23 protein-coding genes are annotated in these 23320 nt (G+C 44.7%); 22 read left to right on the top strand and 1 reads right to left on the bottom strand.

Going from position 1 to position 23320, the window contains the following annotated elements; genetic code table 11:
• Positions 1–6 precede the first annotated feature (6 nt).
• From V6669_RS18220 to V6669_RS18120, 21 genes are all read left to right on the top strand, one after another.
• Positions 7–567, top strand: coding sequence for an AraC family transcriptional regulator (locus tag V6669_RS18220; protein ID WP_338587390.1), 561 nt, complete (start codon positions 7–9; stop codon positions 565–567).
• Complete coding sequence (locus V6669_RS18215) at positions 551–808, top strand: acyl carrier protein (protein WP_249912338.1); 258 nt, start codon at positions 551–553, stop codon at positions 806–808. Before V6669_RS18220 ends, V6669_RS18215 begins: the two co-directional genes overlap by 17 nt.
• Positions 809–963: 155 nt before the next feature.
• Positions 964–2454 (top strand): AMP-binding protein, encoded by a 1491-nt coding sequence (locus tag V6669_RS18210; protein ID WP_338587387.1) that lies wholly within the window; start codon positions 964–966, stop codon positions 2452–2454.
• Positions 2455–2459: 5 nt separating this feature from the next.
• The gene (locus tag V6669_RS18205; protein ID WP_338587385.1) at positions 2460–3719 is read left to right on the top strand and encodes a decarboxylase; all 1260 of its coding nucleotides are present in this window, start codon (positions 2460–2462) and stop codon (positions 3717–3719) included.
• A complete protein-coding gene (locus V6669_RS18200) occupies positions 3709–3951 on the top strand; it encodes a phosphopantetheine-binding protein (protein WP_338587383.1) in 243 nt (80 codons plus the stop codon). Before V6669_RS18205 ends, V6669_RS18200 begins: the two co-directional genes overlap by 11 nt.
• A gap of 29 nt (positions 3952–3980) precedes the next feature.
• Positions 3981–4742, top strand: coding sequence for a P-loop NTPase (locus tag V6669_RS18195; protein ID WP_338587382.1), 762 nt, complete (start codon positions 3981–3983; stop codon positions 4740–4742).
• A gap of 32 nt (positions 4743–4774) precedes the next feature.
• Positions 4775–5854 carry a phosphotransferase gene (locus V6669_RS18190; protein ID WP_338587379.1) on the top strand — a complete coding sequence of 360 codons (1080 nt, stop codon included), beginning with the start codon at positions 4775–4777 and terminating at the stop codon, positions 5852–5854.
• 25 nt (positions 5855–5879) lie between these two features.
• Positions 5880–6836 (top strand): aldo/keto reductase, encoded by a 957-nt coding sequence (locus V6669_RS18185; RefSeq protein ID WP_338587378.1) that lies wholly within the window; start codon positions 5880–5882, stop codon positions 6834–6836.
• Positions 6837–6870: 34 nt separating this feature from the next.
• Entirely contained in the window at positions 6871–7716 is an 846-nt protein-coding gene (locus tag V6669_RS18180; RefSeq protein WP_338587377.1) for a phytanoyl-CoA dioxygenase family protein, read from the top strand.
• A 43-nt stretch (positions 7717–7759) separates the two neighbouring features.
• The gene (locus V6669_RS18175; protein ID WP_338587375.1) at positions 7760–8893 is read left to right on the top strand and encodes an amino acid--tRNA ligase-related protein; all 1134 of its coding nucleotides are present in this window, start codon (positions 7760–7762) and stop codon (positions 8891–8893) included.
• 15 nt (positions 8894–8908) lie between these two features.
• Entirely contained in the window at positions 8909–10126 is a 1218-nt protein-coding gene (locus tag V6669_RS18170; protein ID WP_338587373.1) for a hypothetical protein, read from the top strand.
• 44 nt (positions 10127–10170) lie between these two features.
• Positions 10171–10419 carry a phosphopantetheine-binding protein gene (locus tag V6669_RS18165; RefSeq protein ID WP_338587372.1) on the top strand — a complete coding sequence of 83 codons (249 nt, stop codon included), beginning with the start codon at positions 10171–10173 and terminating at the stop codon, positions 10417–10419.
• A gap of 13 nt (positions 10420–10432) precedes the next feature.
• Complete coding sequence (locus V6669_RS18160; RefSeq protein WP_338587371.1) at positions 10433–11164, top strand: SDR family NAD(P)-dependent oxidoreductase; 732 nt, start codon at positions 10433–10435, stop codon at positions 11162–11164.
• Between the two features lie 28 nt (positions 11165–11192).
• Positions 11193–12659: a class I adenylate-forming enzyme family protein gene (locus V6669_RS18155; protein ID WP_338587370.1), complete on the top strand. Its 1467-nt coding sequence runs from the start codon at positions 11193–11195 to the stop codon at positions 12657–12659.
• Entirely contained in the window at positions 12610–13575 is a 966-nt protein-coding gene (locus V6669_RS18150; RefSeq protein ID WP_338587368.1) for a hypothetical protein, read from the top strand. Before V6669_RS18155 ends, V6669_RS18150 begins: the two co-directional genes overlap by 50 nt.
• Positions 13565–14077 (top strand): NUDIX domain-containing protein, encoded by a 513-nt coding sequence (locus tag V6669_RS18145; RefSeq protein WP_338587365.1) that lies wholly within the window; start codon positions 13565–13567, stop codon positions 14075–14077. The genes V6669_RS18150 and V6669_RS18145 overlap by 11 nt, the downstream gene beginning before the upstream one ends.
• Positions 14074–14907, top strand: a complete 834-nt coding sequence (locus tag V6669_RS18140) for a methyltransferase domain-containing protein (protein ID WP_338587363.1) — start codon at positions 14074–14076, stop codon at positions 14905–14907. The genes V6669_RS18145 and V6669_RS18140 overlap by 4 nt, the downstream gene beginning before the upstream one ends.
• Before the next feature lie 31 nt (positions 14908–14938).
• Entirely contained in the window at positions 14939–16093 is a 1155-nt protein-coding gene (locus V6669_RS18135) for a nucleotidyltransferase family protein (protein ID WP_338587362.1), read from the top strand.
• 42 nt (positions 16094–16135) lie between these two features.
• Positions 16136–17335 (top strand): acyl-CoA dehydrogenase family protein, encoded by a 1200-nt coding sequence (locus V6669_RS18130; protein WP_338587360.1) that lies wholly within the window; start codon positions 16136–16138, stop codon positions 17333–17335.
• Positions 17336–17455: 120 nt separating this feature from the next.
• A complete protein-coding gene (locus tag V6669_RS18125) occupies positions 17456–19144 on the top strand; it encodes an ABC transporter ATP-binding protein (RefSeq protein WP_249912356.1) in 1689 nt (562 codons plus the stop codon).
• Between the two features lie 8 nt (positions 19145–19152).
• Positions 19153–20937: an ABC transporter ATP-binding protein gene (locus tag V6669_RS18120; RefSeq protein WP_338594989.1), complete on the top strand. Its 1785-nt coding sequence runs from the start codon at positions 19153–19155 to the stop codon at positions 20935–20937.
• Here V6669_RS18120 and V6669_RS18115 read toward each other — a convergent pair.
• Entirely contained in the window at positions 20923–21984 is a 1062-nt protein-coding gene (locus V6669_RS18115; protein WP_338587359.1) for a hypothetical protein, read from the bottom strand. The two genes, V6669_RS18120 and V6669_RS18115, sit on opposite strands and share 15 nt — an antisense overlap.
• A gap of 1006 nt (positions 21985–22990) precedes the next feature.
• On the opposite strand from V6669_RS18115, the gene V6669_RS18110 reads away from it, so the two are divergent.
• On the top strand, positions 22991–23290 hold the full coding sequence (locus tag V6669_RS18110) for a hypothetical protein (RefSeq protein ID WP_338587357.1): 300 nt from the start codon (positions 22991–22993) through the stop codon (positions 23288–23290).
• The last annotated feature ends 30 nt before the right edge of the window (positions 23291–23320 follow it).

Here is a 23320-nt window from a genome sequence, read left to right as displayed (position 1 = left end):
GAGAACATGGCTAAAATGCGCTTTGGTTTTCCAATGGTATTGTCCAGACAAGACGACGGAGTCAAGTTGTTTGTGAAATTCGTAATCGAGATGTTCGAACAGAGCACTTACAAACCTGAGTGCAGCAAACAACTGTCCCTTAAATTCACAGAATTTTTTAATATGTACCGGATGATGAACCAGAGCACCGATAATTTAAAAGGTAAAATTGACAACCGATTAATTATCATTCATCGCATGATACGAAGTCAATATTCAGAGCCGCTTACTCTTGAAGACATGGCAGCACGAATTGGCTGTAATCCGGTATATTTAAGTAACACATACAAGAAAGTGTTCGGATGTTCACCCATTAAATCTCTTCAGAAAATTAGGGTACAAAAAGGACGCGAACTGCTTAAGCATACCGATCTGACGATCAATGAAATTACGAAGTCTGTCGGTTATATCTCTAGTTCACAGTTCTCCGGTTACTATAAAAAATATTACGGGCGCTCTCCAAGTGAACATCGCAAACATCTGTGCAATAAGAGCGGGGAGGAAATCAGTGATGGAACAAGTATCTAACTCAATGATTGAAGCAAAGATCATTCAGATTATTCACAATATACTTGGATATCACTTGGACATTCCTCTGGATGAGCGATTAGAAAATCTCGGATTTAACTCAATAAAGTATATTTCACTAATTGTTGCTTTAGAAGAAGAGTTTGATATTATATTCCGCGACGAGGACCTGTTGTATGAGTGTTTTGCTACAGTGGAACAGATCGAGTGGAGAATATCGGGTATGGTATCTTCTTTATAGAAATAACAGGAAAAATATGAACAGCGACTTATGTTCAAGGCTGTATAATTAACTAATATTCACCAAACAACATATTAACGACACATTGTGCAAGTAACTGTATCACAGAAATCGTGCAAAATAAACACTGCGAATTCATGGAATGAGGGTCTGAATTGAAACGATTATGTGAGTTGTTAGATCAATCAGAACAACGATATCCGCATAAAGCAGCTTTGATCACAGACGAAGGCCATTTTACTTATAGTCAATTAAGTCAGGAGAGGGATCGTATATCCGTTTATCTGCAATCCTGCGGTGTAAAAACAGGAGACCGAATCATACTGCTTTTGCCTCATGGCAAATTTATCGTCTCATCCATTTTTGCCGCCTCCAGGCTTGGAGCAACATATATTCTCCTGCATGAGAGTACAACGAGATATCAATTGGACTACATTGTTAAAGATTCGCAAGCTTCCTATCTTCTAACGACCGATGCTTTTGTTGAAAAGTTGGCGATGTCCTCGTATATAGGGATTAAGGTCATATCAGAAAATGAAGTGACCGCACATGCAATGGAGGAAAGCAGATTAGATAACCCGGGGTACGAAGATAACTCTGGTAATGAAGTTGCCTGTTTGTTGTATACATCGGGAAGTACAGGGCGGCCCAAGGCCGTGGTATCACACCATTCCAGCATGCTTTTTGTGCTGGAGAGCATTCAGTCTTGCCTGAATATAGAAACAGATGACGTAATCGGCAATTTTCTTCCGTTGTCTTTTGATTACGGGATGTATCAGGTTTTTCTAGCTTTTAATCAAAATGCAACGATAGCCTTGGGTCAGCGATCTGATGTGGGTCCGGCACTCATCCAAAAAATTAGGGAATGGGGTATTACCGGGTTACCGATTGTACCAAGCATGGGAGAAGCGCTGATCAAGCTTATGCGCAGACAGATGACACAATTACCGGAGATTCGTTTCATTACCAATACAGGGGCTGCACTGCCCCAAACTTATGTGAACGAATTCAATACATTTTTCCCGAATGCCCGGCTACATCTGATGTACGGACTAACGGAGTGTAAACGGGTGTCCATCCTCCAGCCGGAATTTCTCGCTGATAAACCGGGTTCTGTCGGAACATCTCTTCCGGGTACAAGTTGCACCGTGATCGATGCGAGAGGCTTGCAACTGCCACCATATAAGGTGGGTGAACTGGTTGTGCATGGTCCACATGTCATGATGGGTTACTGGAATGATCCGCAGCGAACACAGCACGTTTTTCGAAATATGGCTTCGCCTGAGCGGAGCTTGCATACGGGAGATTACTTCTGGATGGACGATGAAGGTTTCTTGTATTTCTACGCTCGTAAGGATGATATGTACAAACAGAACGGCTTTCGTATAAGTCCTACGGAGATCGAACTGGCAGCAGTCGACATCGATGGCGTCGAACAAGCCGCGCTGGTACTGACCGGAGACGCTGCTGTGCCTATTCTTGCAGTAAGTTCTACACGGACTGCGGAAAGCATCCTCGACGAATTACGAATGCGGCTGGAAGATTATAAGATGCCCACTCAAATCTATGTCACAGACCAGTTACCTCTAACTTCCAACGGTAAAATTGATAAAAACAAGCTGAAAACAGACTTGGGAAAGGAGTGAAGCGTTTGAACTATGGAGATTTGCGATCGAAATACGGCAGTCCGCTATATATATACGACTTGGATATTCTTCGCCAATCCTGTAACAGGTTGAGAGACGCATTACCCGAGCCTTCGATGTTGTATTACTCTCTAAAGGCGAATCCTCACCCTGCAATCGTTAAGCAGTTGTTAGATATGGGGTGTAGGGCTGAAGTTTCATCGCTGGGTGAGCTGAATTCCGTGTTAGAAGCCGGAGGATTTCCCCGAGATGTGTTGTACACTGGTCCCGGGAAGAGCGAATTGGAATTGAAGATGGCTGTTGCACAGGGAGTACAATGGTTCTCGGTAGAATCAATGAAAGAGCTGGAAAGATTAAGGTCGGTAGTGCCTTCTGGTACACCTCCAATTCAAGTCATTATGCGAATCAATCCCGATCAGGGCTTGGCTGATGCTGGACTGGCCATGACGGGCACACCCTCTCAATTTGGAACGGATGAGCAGAAGCTTTTGCGAGAACTGAGGGAAGTCCAGGAATGCGACGAAATTCGTATTGCCGGTTTTCATATTTTTAATGGCACTAATACTGCGAATGCAGAGAGACTTGAGGAATCCTTTATCTCGTCCATCCAGGTGATTGCGAGAATATCCAAGGAGACCGGAATACCACTCCAATTCGTGGATTTAGGAGGCGGATTTGGACATCCCTATGCGGTGTCAGGCACCTCCCCTGATTTCAGTGAAATCAAGGTCCAACTGGAGACTGCTCTCGACGAGCATATGCCGGGATGGAGAACCGGAGAGCCTGTTATAGCCTATGAGTCCGGACGATATCTTTCGGCCGCATGCGGTGTTCTGGTTAGCTCCGTTGTGGATATCAAGGAAAGCAAGGGAAGCTGTTTTATCGTTCTGGACAGCGGCATTCACCATCTAGGCGGAATGGCGGGACTTGGACGCATTCCACGTGTCCAGTATGACATCATGCCCGTCACAGAGAAGACCGACCCTCATCCGGAGTCGACCCACATTGTAGGACCGCTGTGCACGCCCCTTGATTTTTTTAACAAAAAAGCAATCATGCCTTCCTTACAATTGGAAGAGCAGGTCTACATTCCGAATGTTGGGGCTTATGGGATCACGGCCAGTTTATTGGGATTTCTGAGCAGGGAAATCCCCGTTGAAATAGTGGTGGATGAGGGTAACGTGAAGCATGTATCACAGCTTGCTCTGACACGAAGAACGCATCTGAATGAAATGCATGAAGGGAGAACTATTCATGAGCATTGAACAAATTGAATATGAAGTCGCTGCGCTAGTAAAGCAGAAAATTCATCGTGATCTGGAGATGACGGACGATCTGAAAAGTGCAGGTCTCGATTCTATGAAAGCGATTGATTTGCTGCTGGAACTGGAAGAGAAGTTTGAAATGACTATTCCCGACGAGTACATGATTAATGATACGTTTTCTTCCATGGCTAACATTGTGAACATGATCCATACTTTGCAGCAAAATGCGTAGCTTTTCTACTAGGGGCGAGGGAGGATGCCATGGACGTACTTTTCATTTATAGCGGAAAGGGCGGAGTCGGAAAATCCACTTTCGCCGTAAATTTAGCATATTCATTACCAGGGTTAAGAGTAGGACTGTTTGATGCAGATTTTGAAGGGCCAAGTATACCTACCATGGTGTCCGGAGTTGAAGAAAAGACTATGGTAGCAGAAGGACTGGGAATCCACCCGGGAACCTACGCAGGGATCCGCATCTCTTCCTCCGGACTGATTGAAAACAACGGCCTCAGCAGATCTCTTTCAGGCAAATACCTGGAAGGCGCGCTGGATCAGTTATTGATAAAAGCCCGTTGGGATGTAGATCTATTAATTGTCGATATGCCTCCAGGGACTTCTGAGATTCACCATCAACTGCTTCGTCTGTTGCAAGGACGCTGTCTTCTGATTACAACGCCTCAGACGGTAAGCTTTGCAGATACTCAGAAAGGAATCGACTTGATACGACGGATGGAGGTTCCGCTGCTTGGTATCGTGGAAAATATGTCTCAGTTCCAGTGCGAATGCTGCGGGCATTCCACTGCGATCTTTTCGGGGGATACCCATGGCATGCTGGCTGTTCCGAACGGTCTGCAAGTGCTCGACACGTTTCCTATAATACCTGAAATTAGCGCGAAGGGGAACGAAGGCATTCCATTTGTACTTGCAAATCCAGAACATCCTGTTAGTACACGAATGGCCGGACTTGGACAACAATTAGTTATTTTGCTCACACAAAAGTTCAACACATGGAGTGTTCATTAAGAGTCTTACTTTAATCAAAGGGGAGGATGCCGTTGCTAAAACCGTTAGAACTCAGCAGAGGACTTATCCCGGAGGATATGCTATCGCAAGCGTTAGAGCAGTACGGCATCATGGAATACACAACGTACCCTTATCTCAATATGAATGGTACTGTCGTTCCGATAAACCGGGTTTCAGAGACATCCAGAAAAGCCCTCGTTGAAGATCGGGAGGGAAACCTCTACTTTTTGAAAGAAATCCCTTGGTATATCCGATCCATTGAGCACGCCGTAAGCATAATTCAGCTCCAGCATGAACTGGCTCTGAAAGCGGTTCGGGTCCCTGCCGTTCAGTTAACTAGATCCAGGGAGCTAATTGTACATGCAGGTAATCAAAGTACATTGTACCTTCAATCGTATATACCAAACGGTTCGATGTATAATGCCCAGCCTCAACAGATACGTGCTGCCGGGGCGGTATTGGGTGAATTTCGGACAAAAGCTGCGTCGGTATATGCACTTCAGGGCCTGAAGTTGCCTGAGCAATCTCCGTATGCTTCTACAAAGGATGTACTTGTACTTTTGCTTAAAAAGTACATGCAGAAACGCAATGAAATGAGTAAAGAGGAGCAGAAGGATGTGCAGCGTTTTGTCCAGGTTTGCAAGAAACTTGTAGACGAGTGGTCTGTTCAGCACGTTGACAGAGCAGAAGCGGTGACATCGATTGCGCACGGAGACTTGAATCCGATGAATTTCATTTTCTCATCCGATGGTTCGGTATCGGCACTGATTGATTTTGACAATGCATGCTTCAACAATTCCCTTGTGGATCTGGCTGAAGGATTGCTCACTTTTTCCGGCATAACCTATCGAACCGGCAGCTCGCGTTTTGAAGCCGTCCATGAATTGGAACCTCAGCCGTTCCAGCAATTTCTTGAAGGCTATCAAGAACATCATTCCCTGCTGGCCGAAGAAATCACGGTACTACCTCTGTTAATGGGCACAACGTGCATCAGGCTGGCAAGTCTCGGTCTCATTCGAGGGGATTGGCCTGTTTCCTCGGCGAGTATTCACATCGATAATATTCGTAATGTCATGAAGACCTCACAAGCGTATTTGAGTGAAAATTACTGAACGCACAAGGGAAGGGAGGTTTGGCATGGAGAAGAGAATGCTCGGAAAGACAGATATGCATGTAGGCGTCATGGGGTTTGGCAGCTCCCAGATCGGTTATGAACAAACCAGCCAGGAAACAGTGAACCACCTGTTGAATCTTGCTCTGGATCATGGACTTAATGCTATCGATACAGCTGAATGTTACCCGAACAGCGAGGAACTGATTGGTCAGGCCGTTTCGGGAAGGCGTGCAGAATTCTATGTATTCACCAAATGCGGTCATTCGGACGAGGACAAGTTTCACGATTGGGACCCTGACTGGCTGGAGCTGAGTGTAGACCGGAGCCTGAGGCGACTGGGCACAGATTATATCGATGTTTTGCAGCTGCATGGCTGCACTGAAGAGATTTTACAACGTGGTGAAGTCATTCAGACGCTAAAAAAGATTCAGGCTGCGGGAAAAGCGAGATATTTGGGTTACAGTGGGGACGGGGAACAAGCTAAATATGCGATCAATATGCAATGTTTTGATACGCTGCAGGTGACCCTTAATATTGCCGATCAAACCTCCTTAGAGGAAGTCATTCCCTTAGCTCAGCAGCATCAACTTGGCGTCATTGTTAAGCGTCCGATCGCCAATGCTGCCTGGGTTAATCTAGGGGATCATAAGAAACGTTATGAACGCCAGCTCGCTATGTGGAAAAGAATGGGCAAAACGCCGGAATCTATGGTCAAGCCAGCAAAAGTAACCTATGAGGAGCGCTTGCTCAAGCTGGGGTACTCCTTTCAAGAGGATCCTTTGCTTACGACAGAACTGGCACTGAGGTTTGCACTGTCGATTCCCGGTGTGCACACAGTCATGGTAGGCACGACGAAGCCAGATCGTTGGCTTGAAAATTATGCCTTGGCAAGCAAAGGTAATCTTGCTTCCGAACAATATAAGGCCATTCGAGAGCGCTGGAAGGAACGGATGGACAAGGAATGGTTCGCGGTTCCTTAACATCAATAGAAAGAAAGGAGTTACTTACTTGATCATGAGTCTGAAATCGCGTTTTCTAAACGATGGTTATGCAGTCGTTACAGGAATCTTTCCATCAGATGAGGTGAATCAGCTAAAAATTGCGATGGAAAAATTGATCACCAAGGTGAAGCAGGAACCACTCCGGTATACGACTCGTTACACCTTAAAGCAAGAGTCTGATTACGACACTTGGGGTGTAAATAATATTTTCAAATTGGACTTGTACGAGCCCGCCTTCGGAGACGTTTTTGGGAATGAGCGTCTAATGGATATACTCCACGAGATATTGGGAGAAGAATTGCGATTTTGGGGAGCCCATGCGCTGTGGTCACCGGAGAAGATCAATTATAGATTGCGTTGGCACCGGGATTACGGGGATAACGAGTTATATCATCCGGAAGGCATTCCAAATCATGTGCAGTTCAATATTCCCTTATACCCAGACTCTTGTTTTATCGCGATTCCCGGTTCGCACAGGCGTGCACTTTCCGATCAGGAGAGATGGAAAGTGAACAATAACGAGGCTAATCCATTACCTAGCGAAGTTCAAATCACATGTCAACCTGGAGACGTTCTATTTATGAATGCGCATACACTTCATCGCGGAGCATGTACGTCTCAAGACTACAGGAGAACGCTGCATTACAGCGTGCAAGGTAAAGAGGAAGCGTATGGAGGACATACCTCCTATCCGGAGATGAAGGAAAAGGGATATCTGGATCAGATGCACCCCACGGTTCAGCAACTGATGATTAATTCTGTCCTATGGGATGAATCTCACCCCCTGTCTTCAGTGGAGTTGTTACGCAAGGTAAGAAGCAGGAACGAACGACAAAATTATATCGCCGGCCAGGTTTGATTGATTAACCCAAAATAATATCCATATGAGGAGAGATGAGCTTATGTTAGGACCTTATTACACAAAGAAAGACAAAAAGTTGGGATATCGCGGGAACAACATATATGATGCACTGGACAACGTACTTGCAGGGCAGTATACGCTGGCAGAAGCTGAGAATCGGGTCACGAGCTTCAGCGAACAGAAGTATTGGGGCGCTATCGCCAGAATTAATCATCAAATCAATATGTCAAGCAATCTGTTTTTTGGAGAAATGAATGCACTGTTTACACTGCTGCCTTTGACTACTCGAATGATTTCTTCCCCAGGTGCCGTATATGGTCGCGAGGCCATCAGTTATACAACCGATGTATGCCCTATTTCTTTGGAGTGGTTTGACCTGCCGAACAAGGCATTTTTATCAGAGTCCTCACAAATTTATCTGGAATTGTCGGTGCTCCAGCACCAGGTAGATCATGTATATTCCGTGTATAACTCATTCCGCAAGGAAAATGTGGATGCATCCCATCTGTCCGAGTTTCACCATATCGAATATGAAGGCGCGGTTGATCAAGCAGCCAATAAGGAGATAATCCGTCAATTGTTGTTTAGAGTCATTCAGGATTTGCTCAAACATAATGAAGCGGATCTGAGTGTTTTCCTTTCCCAGGATCGTCTGAATCAGCTTGACGAAGTCAGTCGCAGTCAAAAAATTACAGAATTAACCTTTGATGAAGCTTTAGCCGCACTCTACGAAGATACAAAAGATGAAATCTACAACAAATTCACACTTGAACACTTCGGTTCATGGGAAGAAGTCCGACTCACCGAGATTTATGGCGGATTCTTGGCAATTAGCGAGTTTCCTTTGCTTGAAGTACCTTTCTACCACGCCGAAATGAAGGGGCGGGATAGACGCGTTGCAAACAACACGGATTATATCTGGCCGGGATATCGGGAAACGATCGGTAGCGGTCAGCGTGTGGGTACCCTTGACCAATTGAAAGAAAAAGCAGAAGTGTTTAACCTGCCTGAAGAAGATTACGCATGTTATCTCCAGTCCAGAACGCTTGACAACTACAGAGAAACATCGGGCTTTGGCGTCGGATGGGAGCGTTTGATCCATGGTTTGCTGGAGATGCCATATATATGGAGTGCCGTTCAGTTCCCGAGAACCAATGTGACTTTGAAACCATAAGGTGGGAAACCATTTATGATAACCAAGTGGGACCATTTTCAGGACAAGCTATTAGGTTTAATCGAACACGCAACAGCAAAATCTTCATTCTACAAACAAAGGTTACATGGCGTTACCAATGCCGGTTGGAGTCAAGCCAGGTTTGAGCAGATACCCATATTGGAGAAATCTGAATTGACCGGCAGAGAAGAATCGCTGCTTACGGACGCTGAGGCCAAACTCTATGTCGAATATACCAGTGGTTCCACGGGACAACCGCTCAGATGTTATAAATCAGTTGAAGAAAAATGGAAAAAAGCACGCCTCTTATGGGGCCTTCGAAACACCAATGGAGGTATTGGACCTAAAGATCCTTATGCCATGTTTTATGCATTCAATGAAGATGATCTGTCAACCGATCCCATATCCATTTACCATGAGGTCATGTATCTGTCCATGCTTGATCTGTCCCCGGAACGACTGGACGACTATTATGAAGCTTTGCTGAAGTATCGTCCGCAATGGATGCTGTCCGTATCTACCGCACTCTATCTATTCGCGAATCATCTGCTGGAGCGAAAGCTGGATCGGAGCAAACTTCCGTTTAAATATATCGAAATTAACGGGGAGATGTTATTTGACTATCAGCGCAAGACTATTGAAGAGGCCTTCGGTTCCATTGTTTATAACCATTATGGTTCCCGCGAATTTTGGTGTATTGGCATGAGCTGCAAAAGCGGTAATCTGCACTTGTCTAGCGATCAATTGTATGTGGAAATTGCGAATTCGGACAAAGATGGTTATGGAAACGTAGTGATTACCGACTTGACCAATCGAATCTGGCCGTTGATCCGTTATGACACGGGAGATATTGGCAGGCTGTCTGAACAGAAATGTGACTGCGGATCACCTTATCCCGTCATCGAAGTGACCGGTGGGCGGGCGACCCAATATATTCGATCAGATGATTGGATCGCCAATCCGATTCTGTTTCATTATGCGGTAACTAAGGTCAACCGGAATTTCCCGGATGCCGTTCGACAATTCCGTGTAATGCAGGTGCAGGAAAAGCAATTTATGTTTTACCTTGTACCTGGCAAGGGATTTCAGGATGCAGCCGAGTTCCTATTACAGCAAGAACTTCTGCACAAACTGCCTGACGATGTTAACCTGACGATTGTTCATCAGGACAGACTGAATATGGATGGTCCCAAGTTCGATTATTTCATTCCTTATCGCCAGGCGAATACATGATATCAGCAATATTTCCAAATCATTCTATATCTGAGGGTGAGCGTATGTCACATTATGAAACGGTGTGCAGGCTAGTGAAAGAAGAGCTTGAGGATCGAATTGAGAAAAACTATGTTTTTTCGGGAAAAGAGAATCTGGTTTCTGATCTGCAGTTGGACTCCATTATGATTCTTCAGTTGATCATCAAGATCGAGGATGAGTTTCAAATTACGATTGAGGATGATGAACTTACACCGCAACTATTTGAGAATGTTGAAGTGTTGACGGCCTTCGTTGATACCAAGACAGCGTAAAGGATGAATATTCGTGCACATTTCTCTTCAAGGACTTCGATTGCTTCTTGTTGGGGGTTCGGGAACGCTTGGAGGGTGTCTTCTTGAAAAAATGCTGCAAGAAGGGGCGATTGTCGCTGCCACCTATAACCAAACCCCTATTCATATTACCGAAAATCATACGGGTATACAGGATCGTCTGCATGTCGGTCATCTGGATGTCACGAATACAGAACTTCTGGATGAATCCTTACAAGTACTGATGGATCGACTGGAATGGGTGGATGGGCTGATATATAATGCCGGAATTATCAACGATGCGTCTTTTGACGAGATGAGTTATGCTCAATGGCGCGATGTTATGCAGGTTAACCTGGACGGCGCATTTCTCGTCTCTCAGAAGGTCAGCCAGCTGATGAAGGCTCGAGGCAGGGGGAAAATCATTCACGTGTCCTCTTACCGGGGGATTGTAGGAAGCTCACAGCAAAGCAATTATGCAGCTTCCAAGGCCGGACTTAATGCTTTGACCAAATCAATGGCACGTGAGTTGGGTTCATTCGGCATTGCTGTTAATGCAATCTGTCCGGGATTTATGCGAACCAATCTGAACCGGCATCATGCTGGAAAATATCAAAAGGCTCTCGATGAGAGTCTTTTGTCCCGCATTTCCACACCGGAGGAGACAGCAAATTTTATTCTCTACCTGTTGTCCGAACACGTTGCCAACGTCAGCGGGCAAATCTTTCAAATGGACAGCAGAGGCTAGACGAGATGTACGCGAAGGAGGCGAGTGAATGAAGGATATGGAGCCCCAGTGTATCGGTGAAATACTGTTACATCAGGCAGAGCGGAGTCCGGATCGGATTGCCGTAACATTCGGCGAGGAGAACTGGACGTATAAGCAGCTTTTGTCCACAACCGCGGCCTTGCAGTTAAAGATTGAGGAACGTGTTAGGGAAGGGGAAGTGGTGGTGATCTGCCTGCCCAACTCTCCTGCCTATATCCATGCTTACTTTGCTGTTACCTTACTGGGAGCGGTAATCATGCCACTTTATTCCGGCAGTTCCGAGGCAGAAATCAGTCTGGCGTACCGTACGGTAGACGCTGCTCTCTGTATCACTACTCACGAGATGAAATCCAAGCTAAGTAATCAGAACTTGTCAGTCCTGAGCCTGGAAGATTGGCAGGCAACGGATGAGGAGACAAAGCCCATATACAGGCCTTGTCTTGCAAACGAAGTTGCCTTAATGCTGCAAACGTCGGGAACGACCGGAAATCCCAAAATTGTGCAGCACACTCACCATAACCTGATTACCAATGTGAAGGCTCATTGCGAATCTCTGTCACTGACGGAGAAAGATAAAGTGCTGATTACGCTGCCTATGCCTTTCGGCTATTGCAATACCTCTCAATTCTTGAGCCACCTGTATCTGGGTGGAGAATTAGTCATTATGACAGGTCTTTTTCTACCCTCTTCATTCATGAAAACGATGCGAGAGCAGGACATAACCGTAGTTACTGCAGTACCAACAATGTTGCAAGCGTTGAGCCTGCTGAAATCCGACTATAAATCGCTGCCCCATCTGCGTTATATCTGCTTTGGTGGAGGACAAGTCACACCTAACATACTAGAATCCGTCCGCAAGAAAATGCCCGCCCATGTCAAAATGGTTCAAACGTACGGCCAAACGGAGGCCGGTCCGCGGATTACAACCAGGATTATACCTGAAGTATACGAACCATCTAATGTAGGACAAGCCATACGCGGGGTTGAAATCTCTATAAGGGATGAAGAAGGGAATCGCTTAGGTTTTCATGAACCAGGTGATGTATGGGTTCACAGTCCCAGTATCATGAAGGGATATTACCTTAATCCAACAGAGACGGATAAAGTTCTGCAAAACGGATGGCTTCGTACAGGAGATCGCGGTTACTTGGACGAACGAAATAATCTGTGGATACTGGGAAGAACTAAACTGTTGATCAAAACAGGAGGTAAACAAGTGCATCCGGAGGAGATCGAGCGACTGATCATGGAGCACTTTCCGCTGGAGCAAGCCGTTGTCAAAGGAGAGACCGACCCCTGGCTCGGCGAAGCACTGGTGGCTTACATCATTCCTCGCAAATCGGATACACCTGTTGAAGCTACAGACATTTTGCGTTTGTGCCGCTCCAAGTTATCCGCTTACAAGGTGCCTAAAAGGGTGGAAATTGTGCAAACCCTTCCGAGAACCGCTACCGGCAAGATCCGAAGAGATTAAGGAAGGAGGAACTCTTCTGTATATTTATCGTTACGGTCCCTTTCATGTACAGGTGGATTTTGCATCTCGTCTTCATGCGCTTGAGGAACGTACCAGACAATGGTACTCACACGTCTTGATAGATGATCAGCCGGAAAAGATTGATCATCACTGCAGGATTGAAGCTTGGGACACAAGTCCTTGGATTAACAACACGGAACTAGACGAAGTAATCTGGGCCCTAGACCGGGTGAATATCCGTTCCAGCCTTCAATTCAATTATAACATCGACTGGGATACCGGTTGGAACAGCAGATTGCATTTCGTTCAGCGGACGGGGTATGACGAATATGAAGATCGGTCATGGGAATTTTCTCAACGGATTTCTCTTTTTCCCAAATTGATGGACATGAACGCATTTCTCTTGCATTCGGTGTGCGTTGTAGGCGAAGACGGAAAAGCAATTATTTTTCTGGGAGCAAGCGGAGCCGGTAAATCGACGATTGCCCAAAAAGCGATGGATGCAGGGTACTCCGTCATTACCGATGACACGGCGTTATTGATGTTTGTCGAAGATGAATTGATGGTACATGCGACTCCGTATATCTCCCGATCCGGTCTTATTGGACGGCATGGATGCTGGACGGTCGGCGCGTTTGTTCTGCTGGGTAAGGATACTGTTAATACTGTCATGCCGGCTAGCAGACAACCGTTTGTACAGTCCCTGCAGGAACGAATTTTTGAGACACAGTATCTCACTCATATCTTTTCATTTTCCAGTGGCGGACTGGGCGGCGACATCGCCAAACGATTGCTGGGATACACACGTAAAATTACGAGGCAGTTCAAGGCGTATCATCTCCAATTCAATCTTCAGTTGAAGCTGGATGACGTGATGGGTGAATTCCTGTCTGGGGAGGGGCAACATGTACGTTAACGTGCGCGCTATGATCGAAAGAGTGGTGAACGGTGATCTTCAACTGTATTTACAGATTCGGGACAAGCCCAATCAACCCAAAGCATGGGAACTACCCGGAGGGCAACTCGAAGAGTACGAGTCCATGATTGATGGACTGAAACGGGAGGTTAGAGAAGAAACAGGCCTTGAACTGACTCGCATTGCAGGTAATGATACGTATCTGCAGGTAAGAACAAACACAGGTTTACTGGAGGGCATTCAACCTTTTGCTGTCTACCAGACACTGGAGGGACCCGTCGATTCGATGGGCGTATATTTTCGCTGCGAAGCTAAAGGCACAGCCTTGCAGTCCGGCGATCAGGCTCGTGACGGACGTTGGGTACCTGTCAAAGAATTGAAGCAAATGGCAGAGCAGGATTTGGAATCGTTCAGCTGGATTGATTCCGTGGGTATTCAGTTGTATCTGCAATCGGAAGATGTTAAACCTGTTCAACAATTGGAGAAGGGGGATTTAAGATGAGCAAAACAACACACGACACCATTGCGTATTTCAAAAATAAAGCGGACAAGTACGACTTGGTAGAGGAACAGGCATATTGGCAGCTCTCCGACCAGCTGTTATGGAAAGTTTTCAAAAAAGAGGTCTTGGATCGATTACCCGCCGAGTTCACGTTTTTTGATGCGGGTGGAGGGACTGGCCGCTGGTCGCTTAAAGTCCTTCAAGAATATCCGGAGAGCACCGGATATACGTATGATCTGTCGGAAGACATGTTGAGACAAGCGATGGCCAAACGCGAAGCGAATGATCTTCAGGACAGATGGACGATCAGGCAAGGTGACCTTCATGCTATTGAAGGCGTACAGCCTGCATCCGTGGATGTCTGCTTTAACTTTCATAACGTATTGGGATTTGTGGAAGAGCCACTTAAAATGCTGCATGAAGTCGTAAAGTTGCTTAAGCCCAAGGGTTACTTGGTATCGTTTACACCTAATCTGTACCATGCCCTGTACTTTAATATTTCCCTGGGCAGAATTGAAGAGGCACGAAAGTTAACGGGCGGCAAGGGGCGCTTCACGCTCGAAATGCCCGATATTTATATGTTTACTCCCAAGCAGCTTCAAGAATATTACCTTGAATGCGGGCTGAAGGTATTAAATCTTAAAGGCTTTCCTGCCTTCATTTATCCGGGATTTCTGGAGACGCAGATTGAGGGTAACACCCAAACCCTGAGCGAGATTTTGTCTGATCCAGCTGTGTTCGAGAGTATTTTAGAGATTGAATCCCAGTATCTTGACGTAGAAGAACTAGTATCGCGTGGAAACAATATTTTTATTGTCGGGCAGAAGTGATTTTCTTCCAAGACGAAAGGAGCTGTTTGCCATGTCATTAGATTCTACCCTAACCGATGAAGAAAGATTGGTTTTATTGTGTTCAAAACCTGATCTTCAGAATGTGGAGGTTGAAGATTTTCGTCAGTTAATGACTGCTCACATGGATTGGAGCCGGGTATTCGGCATGCTGCACACCCATGGTGTGATGGGAACCGCATGGCAGAATATCGAGCGTTACTTTTTGGTGAAAGGCACGGAGAAGGCGATCTACGGCAAATTCGTTAGTTCGGTCAAGCAAATGTATCATATGCAAAAAATGCGAGGCGAACAACAGTGCAGATTTACCCTTGATATTTGCCGTGAACTGGACAAACGAGGTATTCAATACAGTTTGCTGAAAGGCATCGTACTTTCCCAAGTCGCCTATGGGGATCTGGGAAGCCGGGATTTCAAAGATAATGATATGCTTATACATTCAAGTCAGATCGATGAAGCGATAGCGGTTATGAAGGAAATGGGATACGTTCAGGGGATGATCAACTATAAAACGAATTCGGTTATCCCTTTGCCTCGCAGGGAAATTATGATCCGATCGATGGTGTCCCATGAAGTCATCCCTTTGATTAAATATATAGAAAATAGTCCGTTTCTCGAGTATCATGCTCTGGACTTGCAATTTTCGCTTGATCTCATGACCAGCCGCCGAACAGATACGGCAGTGCAGCAAATGTTGGAGAGAAGTCAGCTTATTGATGTTGCAGGACATCCTGTTCGTACCCTGGAATGGGAAGATCTGCTGTTATTTATGCTTATCCATCTTACCCGCGAAGCAACAAGTGAACTGGATGTTATGGCGTACAAGGATATCCTGCTCTATAAATTTATGGACATTCACCGATTCTTGGGCAGCCCTCAAGTGATTGTGGATTGGGATAAGGTTCTGCAGCGGGCTCAGGATTTGAATTTCCAAAAGGAAGTATTCTATGCCTTACATTACACGCAGACCCTGTATGGCGAGGCAGGACAGGAAGGATTACTGGACAAGCTGAAGATTGAAGATCGGGAATTCCTCTATCAGGTGTATCCGTACAACAGTGAAGATATTGCTATCCGTTGGCAGAATTCCTTTGAGGAACGATTATTTGATACGAATCGACCATCCAAACTTCAGAAGAGCAATCCAATCGTTCCAGGGAAAAGATGAAGCATTTCTGACCAAATCCATTTAAGTGAAAGGGATTTTGATATGCGTTATTCGTATGAAGTATCCGAAGTCACCGACACCGACACATTGTCCCAGGTAAGAATGGCGGCAAAACGCTTTGCTGAAAGAGCCGGAGACCATGACCGTGAGGGGTCCTTTCCAAAAGAAAATATAGCTGACTTGAAGTCTGCAAGCCTGATGTCAGCATCAATCCCTAGCCTGTCAGGCGGTGAACGGCCTTCGCTCCGTTCCTTGTCCTCTATGGCAGAACTTTTGGCAAGCGGGTGCTTATCCACAGGAATGATATGGGCCATGCACATACAGCAGGTGGAGGTATTGATCCGTCAAGATCAGAATGATTTTTCAGATCATCTTCTGTCCAGGCTGCAGAAGGAACAGCCTTTAATCGCTTCGGTCACAACTGAAAAGGGAAAAGGGGGGCACTTGCTCTCGTCTCAAAGTCCGATGGAAACCAATGGAAACTCGCTCTATATTGACCGAGATGCTCCAGTCGTAACCGGCGGTGAGCATGCCGACTGGTTTCTCATCACAATGAAACCTTTTGATCAAAGTCCCGACAGTGATGTCCAACTGGTTTTTGCCGAACGACATCAACTGGAGCTGGAAAGTGTCTCCGATTGGCATGCCATGGGGATGAGAGGTACCGGCAGTGTGGGCATGCACATTCGTGGCTCAATTGGGGAAGAGCAGATGATCGGTGCAGCGACAGACTTCAAGCAGTTGGCTGTACAGACGATGATTCCCATGGGACATATTTTATGGTCTGCCTGTTGGCTTGGAGCGGCTAAGGGAGTATACGAAGGGTTAATACAACTCATCCGTAATCCGCAAAATCGTTCCCGCTTCAATTTGCAGTCTGATTTGCTCTATGCAAGGCTTGCCAGGGTTCGATTGCAGTTAGACACGGTCAACATATACCTGAACGAGATGATCAAACAGTACGAAGATCATTCCTTCCAGGGGAATATGAAACTGCTTGAAGCCCCACGGTTCAATATTCACATCAATAATCTTAAAATTTTGGCGTCAGAGACTCTTTTTCAGGCAACGGATCAAATGATAGACATTGCAGGACTATCCTACGGTTATACCGCTAATGATCGGCTTCCCCTGGAAAGGGCTTTTCGGGATTTGCGTTCTGCAAGTCTGATGTATCACAATGATCGGCTGTTACTGGCGAATGGAAAGCTGAATTTAATAGATCACAGGTTGCTGCCTTGATAAGGGAGCAAAGTTTGAGGGTGACATATGAAGGATAATGTCTCAGCATCAATACACGCTAAACAATCGGTACCTCCGCAAGACTCACTATTTCAAACATATCGATGGGTTTTGTCATATGTGCAAAAATACTATGGCATGTTTTGGCTGCTGGTGTGTTGTGGTATTGGAGTCACGTGCATTCAGGTTTCCATTCCCAAGGGCGTTCAGTATTTCATCGATATCATCGTTCCATCCGCTGATGTGATCCGATTCCGGTGGCTCATTATTCTGTTGGTTGCCGGCATGTTTCTGATGTTTGGTCTGATGGCATGGCAAAATCTGTTGCAGAGGTCCATTCAGGAGAAAGCAGCACGAGATTTGCAATACGACATTTTTAGTCATATGAGAAAGCTGGGGTATTCTTATTTCCAGCAACGTCCTGTTGGTGAAAGCTTGTCGTTCATGAATACGGAAGTGAGTATCCTGCAGGACTTCTACCGGTTTCTTCTTCCGCATACGATTCAAAACATTGTAGTCTCTATTGTATCCATCACAGTGATGTGTGCCATTAGCATTCCTTTAACACTGATCATGGTGCCGTGCCTGCTTCTCTATTATCTGGTTGGACCATCCATCGAAAGAAAGGCTACCATCTTGGCCAAGCAGAATACTGAACAGCGCATAGCCTATAATCAAAAGGTATACGAAAGCGTGTCAGCTCTGACCGAAATGCGTGCCCACGGAGCCGAGGACTGGGATTGGAAACGGTTCAAGGGACACTTGCAGCCTTTTCTGGATGGACGGGTTCGTATGTTATGGATGGCTTTCTGGAGGGGCACGATACGCCGATTATCCTATTACGTCGGTGGAGTTGCAGTCATCCTGTACGGCATTCACTTGGTCAAGGAACAGGCGTTGAGCGTAGGAGAGATGTCTGCGTATTTGCTTTACTATTTTCAGGTCATGCAAACGGTAACCCTGGTCATTACGGTTATTACGGAACAAAAAGTTCTGATGCATCAAGCTTCCAAAATCCATCGCTTCATGCAAACAGAACCCCAAGTTGTTGAAGTGGCCACACCTATCTCGTTAAAGGAAATTAGCGGAGAGATTCGGTTCAAACACGTCACATATCGATACAAAAATGGTCCGGAAGTGCTCTCGGATTTTAATTTGATGATTAAGTCCGGTCAACGAGTGGCCATTGTAGGTCCAAGTGGCCACGGAAAATCTACCCTGCTTCAGCTTCTGGTTCGTTTTTACGATCCGCAGCAGGGCGAAATTCTATTGGACAGTGTACCAATACGAAAGCTTTCATTTGCACAATTGCGAGAAAGTATAGGATATGTATCCCAGGAAACGTATCTTTTTGGCGATACCATTCGCAATAACATTCTTTTTGGTCATCCGGACGCGACAGAGGAAGACATGATCCAGGCTGCCAAGGCCGCATATGCACATGATTTCATCTTGGCTCAGCCGGATGGATATGACACGCTGCTCGGGGAAAGAGGCGTTAACTTGTCCGGAGGTCAGAAGCAGCGTATATCCATTGCACGTATGTTTATCAAGAAACCTTCGATTTTATTGCTTGATGAGGCAACGTCCGCGCTTGATACAGCGAGTGAACAAGAAGTACAGCAAGCACTGGAACGTCTCCTGTTAGGAAGGACAACCATTGCCGTTGCTCATCGGTTATCTACCATTAAGGATTATGATGTGATTGTCGTGCTTCAACATGGACAAATCAGGGAAATGGGAAGTCATGAGGAATTGATGAGAAGACAGGGAGCTTATTATCAGCTGAATTTGGGAGAGGAGGGGTGAGCTTGTCAATGAAACAGCATATTCATTTTCTGAAAAAATATATTATGTCGCGTCCCTCATTACTGCTCATCTCTGTCATTCTGATGTGCCTGGAGTCTTTGTCTTTCCTGAGTATCATTGGCCTCCAGCAGCGTCTCATTGACGATATTTTATTACAAGGACAATATGAGCTTGTGCCAGAGATAGTCAGTCTTTTTGTGCTGGCTTTCCTTCTTTATGCCGTGCTGTTCACCTATGCTCCGCATATGATGCATCGAAATCAGTCCGTTATTCAATCCCATATGGCTGATGACTTTATGTCCTATGTATACAGAATCTCGATACGTCAATTGCAAAAAGAACGCATAGCTACATATGTGCATTACATTACCCAGGACCTGGACAGGGTTGCCGATATGATCGGAAATCAGATTCCTCGCGGTATTCAGCAGCTATTTGTTGTTCTGTTTGTAGCCGTCATGATTGGAATGGTTAGTCCAGTCATGCTGATTGCCTGCTTTATTCTGGGTACGGCATACGTGAGTCTCGGCAGAGTCTTCGGAGTTAAACTGAAGAAGGCAGCCGGCCATGTTCAGAAGGCGAAATCCGGTGTGCTCGTTCATATTGAGCAAGGGATCTCGTCCACCCGAGAAGTGCTGGCTTATCACAGACTGGCCTGGGAGAAAGAGAGATATGACAAGCTGTACAATACGTATTACGAGAAAGTGATGCATGAGGGTAAACAAGTGAATCTCAAAATGATCACCAGCGAACCCCTGAATTGGGGGGTAAGAGTGCTCATTCTTGGATATGGAGGTTGGCTGGTCCTACAAGGTGAATTATCCATCGGCATGTTTGTGGTCCTGTTCCAGCTAGGATTCCAGTTTATCCAATACTTACAGGATCTGTTCAATTCATTTATGGACTGGTCCGCAGGGGGTGCCAGCGTGGAAAGACTGCTCGACGTGATGGAGGGTGAGCAAATGGATGAAGGCAACACCCCTGTACCTTTGCCGTTGCAAATTTTATCTTTTAACCATGTTGACTTCAGCTACGAGCCAGGGCGGAATGTTATATTAAATAATTTAACCTTCGACATTCCTATGGGACTTAAAATTGCCATTGTTGGAACCAGCGGTTCCGGAAAGTCAACCATTGCCCATCTCCTCATCCGTTATTTCGATCCGGATGCAGGTCGTATACTGGTGAATGGTATGCCACTCAACCAATTGTACCGTTCAGACTGGACCGAGCGTATAGGCATTGTATTTCAGGAACCTTATCTTTTTCCGGATACCATTCAAAACAATCTGTTAATGGGAACAGAAGAGGAGCAGTCTGCGAACTTGATGAGATCAGCATGCGAGGCGGCACAAATCGATGAATATATCCGAAGTCTGCCGGAGGGATACGATACTTTTATTGGTGATCGGGGGATCACATTGTCTGGAGGCCAGCGCCAGCGTCTCGCCATCGCCAGAGCCTTGATTCAGAACAGAGACATCCTGATATTGGATGAAGCGACCTCGGCGCTGGACTTGACAACAGAAAGACGTTTACAGCAAGCCATTGACCGTTACCGTGAAGGAAAAACAACCATCGTTATTGCTCATCGTCTATCAACGATTCAAAATGCTGATCTGATTTTTGTCATGCACAAAGGCGAGATGGTTGAATCAGGAACGCATGATCAACTGTTGAATCGAGAGGGGTTATACCGGGAAATGGTCAGTCTTCAGGACTTAAATGGAGAAGGACAGCAATCGGACCTTCTCCAGAGTTTGAACCAAAGCGGACCGTCAGCTCTGGCTTAATATCGGTTTGCTGCTACGAACACCCTGTCTGTTGAAATCTTCTAATAACAACTCAAGTGATTCTTTCTCCAGGTGATACAGAGCACCTAATCTGCCCATCAAGCTGATGATATTATCCTCACGTTGGGTTATGCTGTATTTCAAAAACTGATTGAGGATAATTGTTGTTTCTTGTTCAACTTGAATATAGTTATCTTTGAACTTTGCGGGAAAAACATAGTGGCCTTCCTGCTCTATATATTTAATTTTGAGATTCATAAATTTTTTGTGTTCTTTCAGCGTATACAACAAACGTGTATCAATGGTTCGCTGCTTGGAAAGCATCATCTCAAAAAACATGATTAGTTTATTATAGATATCCAGGCCGAAGGTGCGATCCGAATAAAGCGTTGGCGTATAAAAGCTCTGGAAGTTTTCCGTTTCATTACGAGAGGTATAGTAGTTTTCCATACATTCGGCAAAGTAGGAGAGGGAAAATTCATAAATTTTGCCGTTGTGGTACTCCGGGTTAATCTTTAACAGATGTGTGAAATTAAGATAATCATCATAGATATGACAATGCTCGAACGCCGTCTTCAGATCATCATAAGAGACGGTTGTTCGAGAATAAATCCGGTACTTGAAGAATCCAGCAAGCTTAAACTCCCGTGCGGTGTCATCATATCCATAGATCATAACCGCATGTGCGAAACGATAATTGCGATACGAAGGCGTATCAGGAATATAATATTCATCCACGTGGGTCCATACGTAATGCCCGGAGTCGATCTGATCCTTAATAAACGAGATAAAATCGGGAATAGACCCCAGGATAAGTTCACGGTGCAGTCGCTGTGAGTCTTTGAACCAGGGATTAAAGTGATGTTCCGGTGTCTGTACGTAGAAGTCCAGGAAAATCTCATCATTTTTCCAATCGGATAGAAATAGATTCGTATAATTCGAGTAAATCCAAGGTTGACACTCCTGATGGTCAGAAATAATGGAAAGATAAAAGGCATGCTGAGGATAGTTTGCAATGAGAGGATCACAAAGAGGCAATGTTTTCATCAGTGGTGCTCCCTTCACTAATAAATTTTTTACTCATCTACCTTAATTATGGGAGGATAATGCTCGTTATTTGTATTTTAGTATATATTTGCTAAAAATTCAAATATTTAAATGAATCACAGGTGATCCATCCTTGTTAAAATAGCACTTTTCCAATATATTTCTACTTTTTAACATAAACAAATGAGTTCAGCCTTTAAATTATTGCATATGTACATTATTTTGAAATTAGAGGATTATTAAATGGAGGATGAATAAACTTGTTCGTGCAACTGCCTATTTCTCCTTTTGTCAAATATGGAGTAGAATAGAATCTCTCATTAAAAATAGAATTTCGTAATTTATGGAATTTCTGACTTTCAGACTGAAAGAAATTCAGGTATTTATTTTAGGATAGATAATCTCGGATAAAATAATGCTGAAAGTTTAACAACAATGTCTAGGGAGAGACGTTATTATGGTGAAAATTGAATTACCAATTCAAGATACTATTATCAACACATTTAATGTATATGGTAGTATTTCATCTATTTTATCTAACAATAAAAAGTGCTTACCCTGGTTTTACAATAATTTTATTCAAATTCGATATGTGCATGATTGGGATACATAATGATAGAGGACGAAACCAAACTATTGGACAAAAGAGCTTTTCACTTATTTTTGGAACACAAGAAACTAATGTTGAGCCGAATTAATTACTTAATCCATGAAAATAGACTAAAGTATGAACATGTCTCAGAGAGTTATAAAAACATAGTAAGAAGATTTGAAATTATTCAAAACATGACTTTAAAATATAATATAACAAAAGACCAGAATTCTTTATCTAGGCTCAGAAATCAGATATCAGATGGCTTGAATGAAGAAAAGCTTGTTTTGAATGAAATGATAAAGCTAATATCCAAGTGAAAAACTCCAATTTTTTAAAGCTAGATTAGAGTCACCCATCTGAGAAACATCTATCTTAGCAGAGTAGACTTTTTATATGAGAGGGGCACTATATATGTATTTTTTTATATTTTTGCTCATAGGACTTGTTTTATGTTATCTGATCCCATTCGGTCCGATTTTGGCTGGGGGCATTGTTTTCGCACTTGTGATAGACCAATACCGTCAGACGATGCATATGCGTGAAGATATCCGAGACATCAAGAATCATCTGGGGCTAATGAACAAAGGCGAGGCGAAAGAGTACGAGATGGATAAAGAATACACTCAAGTCGATCGTTTGGATCCAGAAGAAATGGACATGATTAATCGGAGAATTGAAGCGGAACTGGAGAAAGAAAGCAAAAAACAATAAACCATAAATCCTTGTAAAATAATTCATGTT

It is taken from the genome of Paenibacillus sp. Y5S-9 (assembly GCF_036894235.1).
Lineage (GTDB): Bacteria > Bacillota > Bacilli > Paenibacillales > Paenibacillaceae > Paenibacillus.
This window is presented reverse-complemented; position numbering and strand designations above follow the sequence as displayed.

Coding starts and splice junctions, on each gene's coding strand:
- V6669_RS18140 (WP_338587363.1), top strand. CDS start 14,074: ATGAGCAAAACAACACACGACACCATTGCGTATTTCAAAAATAAAGCG.
- V6669_RS18135 (WP_338587362.1), top strand. CDS start 14,939: ATGTCATTAGATTCTACCCTAACCGATGAAGAAAGATTGGTTTTATTG.
- V6669_RS18220 (WP_338587390.1), top strand. CDS start 7: ATGGCTAAAATGCGCTTTGGTTTTCCAATGGTATTGTCCAGACAAGAC.
- V6669_RS18175 (WP_338587375.1), top strand. CDS start 7,760: ATGTTAGGACCTTATTACACAAAGAAAGACAAAAAGTTGGGATATCGC.
- V6669_RS18185 (WP_338587378.1), top strand. CDS start 5,880: ATGGAGAAGAGAATGCTCGGAAAGACAGATATGCATGTAGGCGTCATG.
- V6669_RS18215 (WP_249912338.1), top strand. CDS start 551: ATGGAACAAGTATCTAACTCAATGATTGAAGCAAAGATCATTCAGATT.
- V6669_RS18110 (WP_338587357.1), top strand. CDS start 22,991: ATGTATTTTTTTATATTTTTGCTCATAGGACTTGTTTTATGTTATCTG.
- V6669_RS18170 (WP_338587373.1), top strand. CDS start 8,909: ATGATAACCAAGTGGGACCATTTTCAGGACAAGCTATTAGGTTTAATC.
- V6669_RS18195 (WP_338587382.1), top strand. CDS start 3,981: ATGGACGTACTTTTCATTTATAGCGGAAAGGGCGGAGTCGGAAAATCC.
- V6669_RS18145 (WP_338587365.1), top strand. CDS start 13,565: ATGTACGTTAACGTGCGCGCTATGATCGAAAGAGTGGTGAACGGTGAT.
- V6669_RS18165 (WP_338587372.1), top strand. CDS start 10,171: ATGTCACATTATGAAACGGTGTGCAGGCTAGTGAAAGAAGAGCTTGAG.
- V6669_RS18200 (WP_338587383.1), top strand. CDS start 3,709: ATGAGCATTGAACAAATTGAATATGAAGTCGCTGCGCTAGTAAAGCAG.
- V6669_RS18115 (WP_338587359.1), bottom strand. CDS start 21,984: ATGAAAACATTGCCTCTTTGTGATCCTCTCATTGCAAACTATCCTCAG.
- V6669_RS18120 (WP_338594989.1), top strand. CDS start 19,153: ATGAAACAGCATATTCATTTTCTGAAAAAATATATTATGTCGCGTCCC.
- V6669_RS18180 (WP_338587377.1), top strand. CDS start 6,871: ATGAGTCTGAAATCGCGTTTTCTAAACGATGGTTATGCAGTCGTTACA.
- V6669_RS18155 (WP_338587370.1), top strand. CDS start 11,193: ATGAAGGATATGGAGCCCCAGTGTATCGGTGAAATACTGTTACATCAG.
- V6669_RS18130 (WP_338587360.1), top strand. CDS start 16,136: ATGCGTTATTCGTATGAAGTATCCGAAGTCACCGACACCGACACATTG.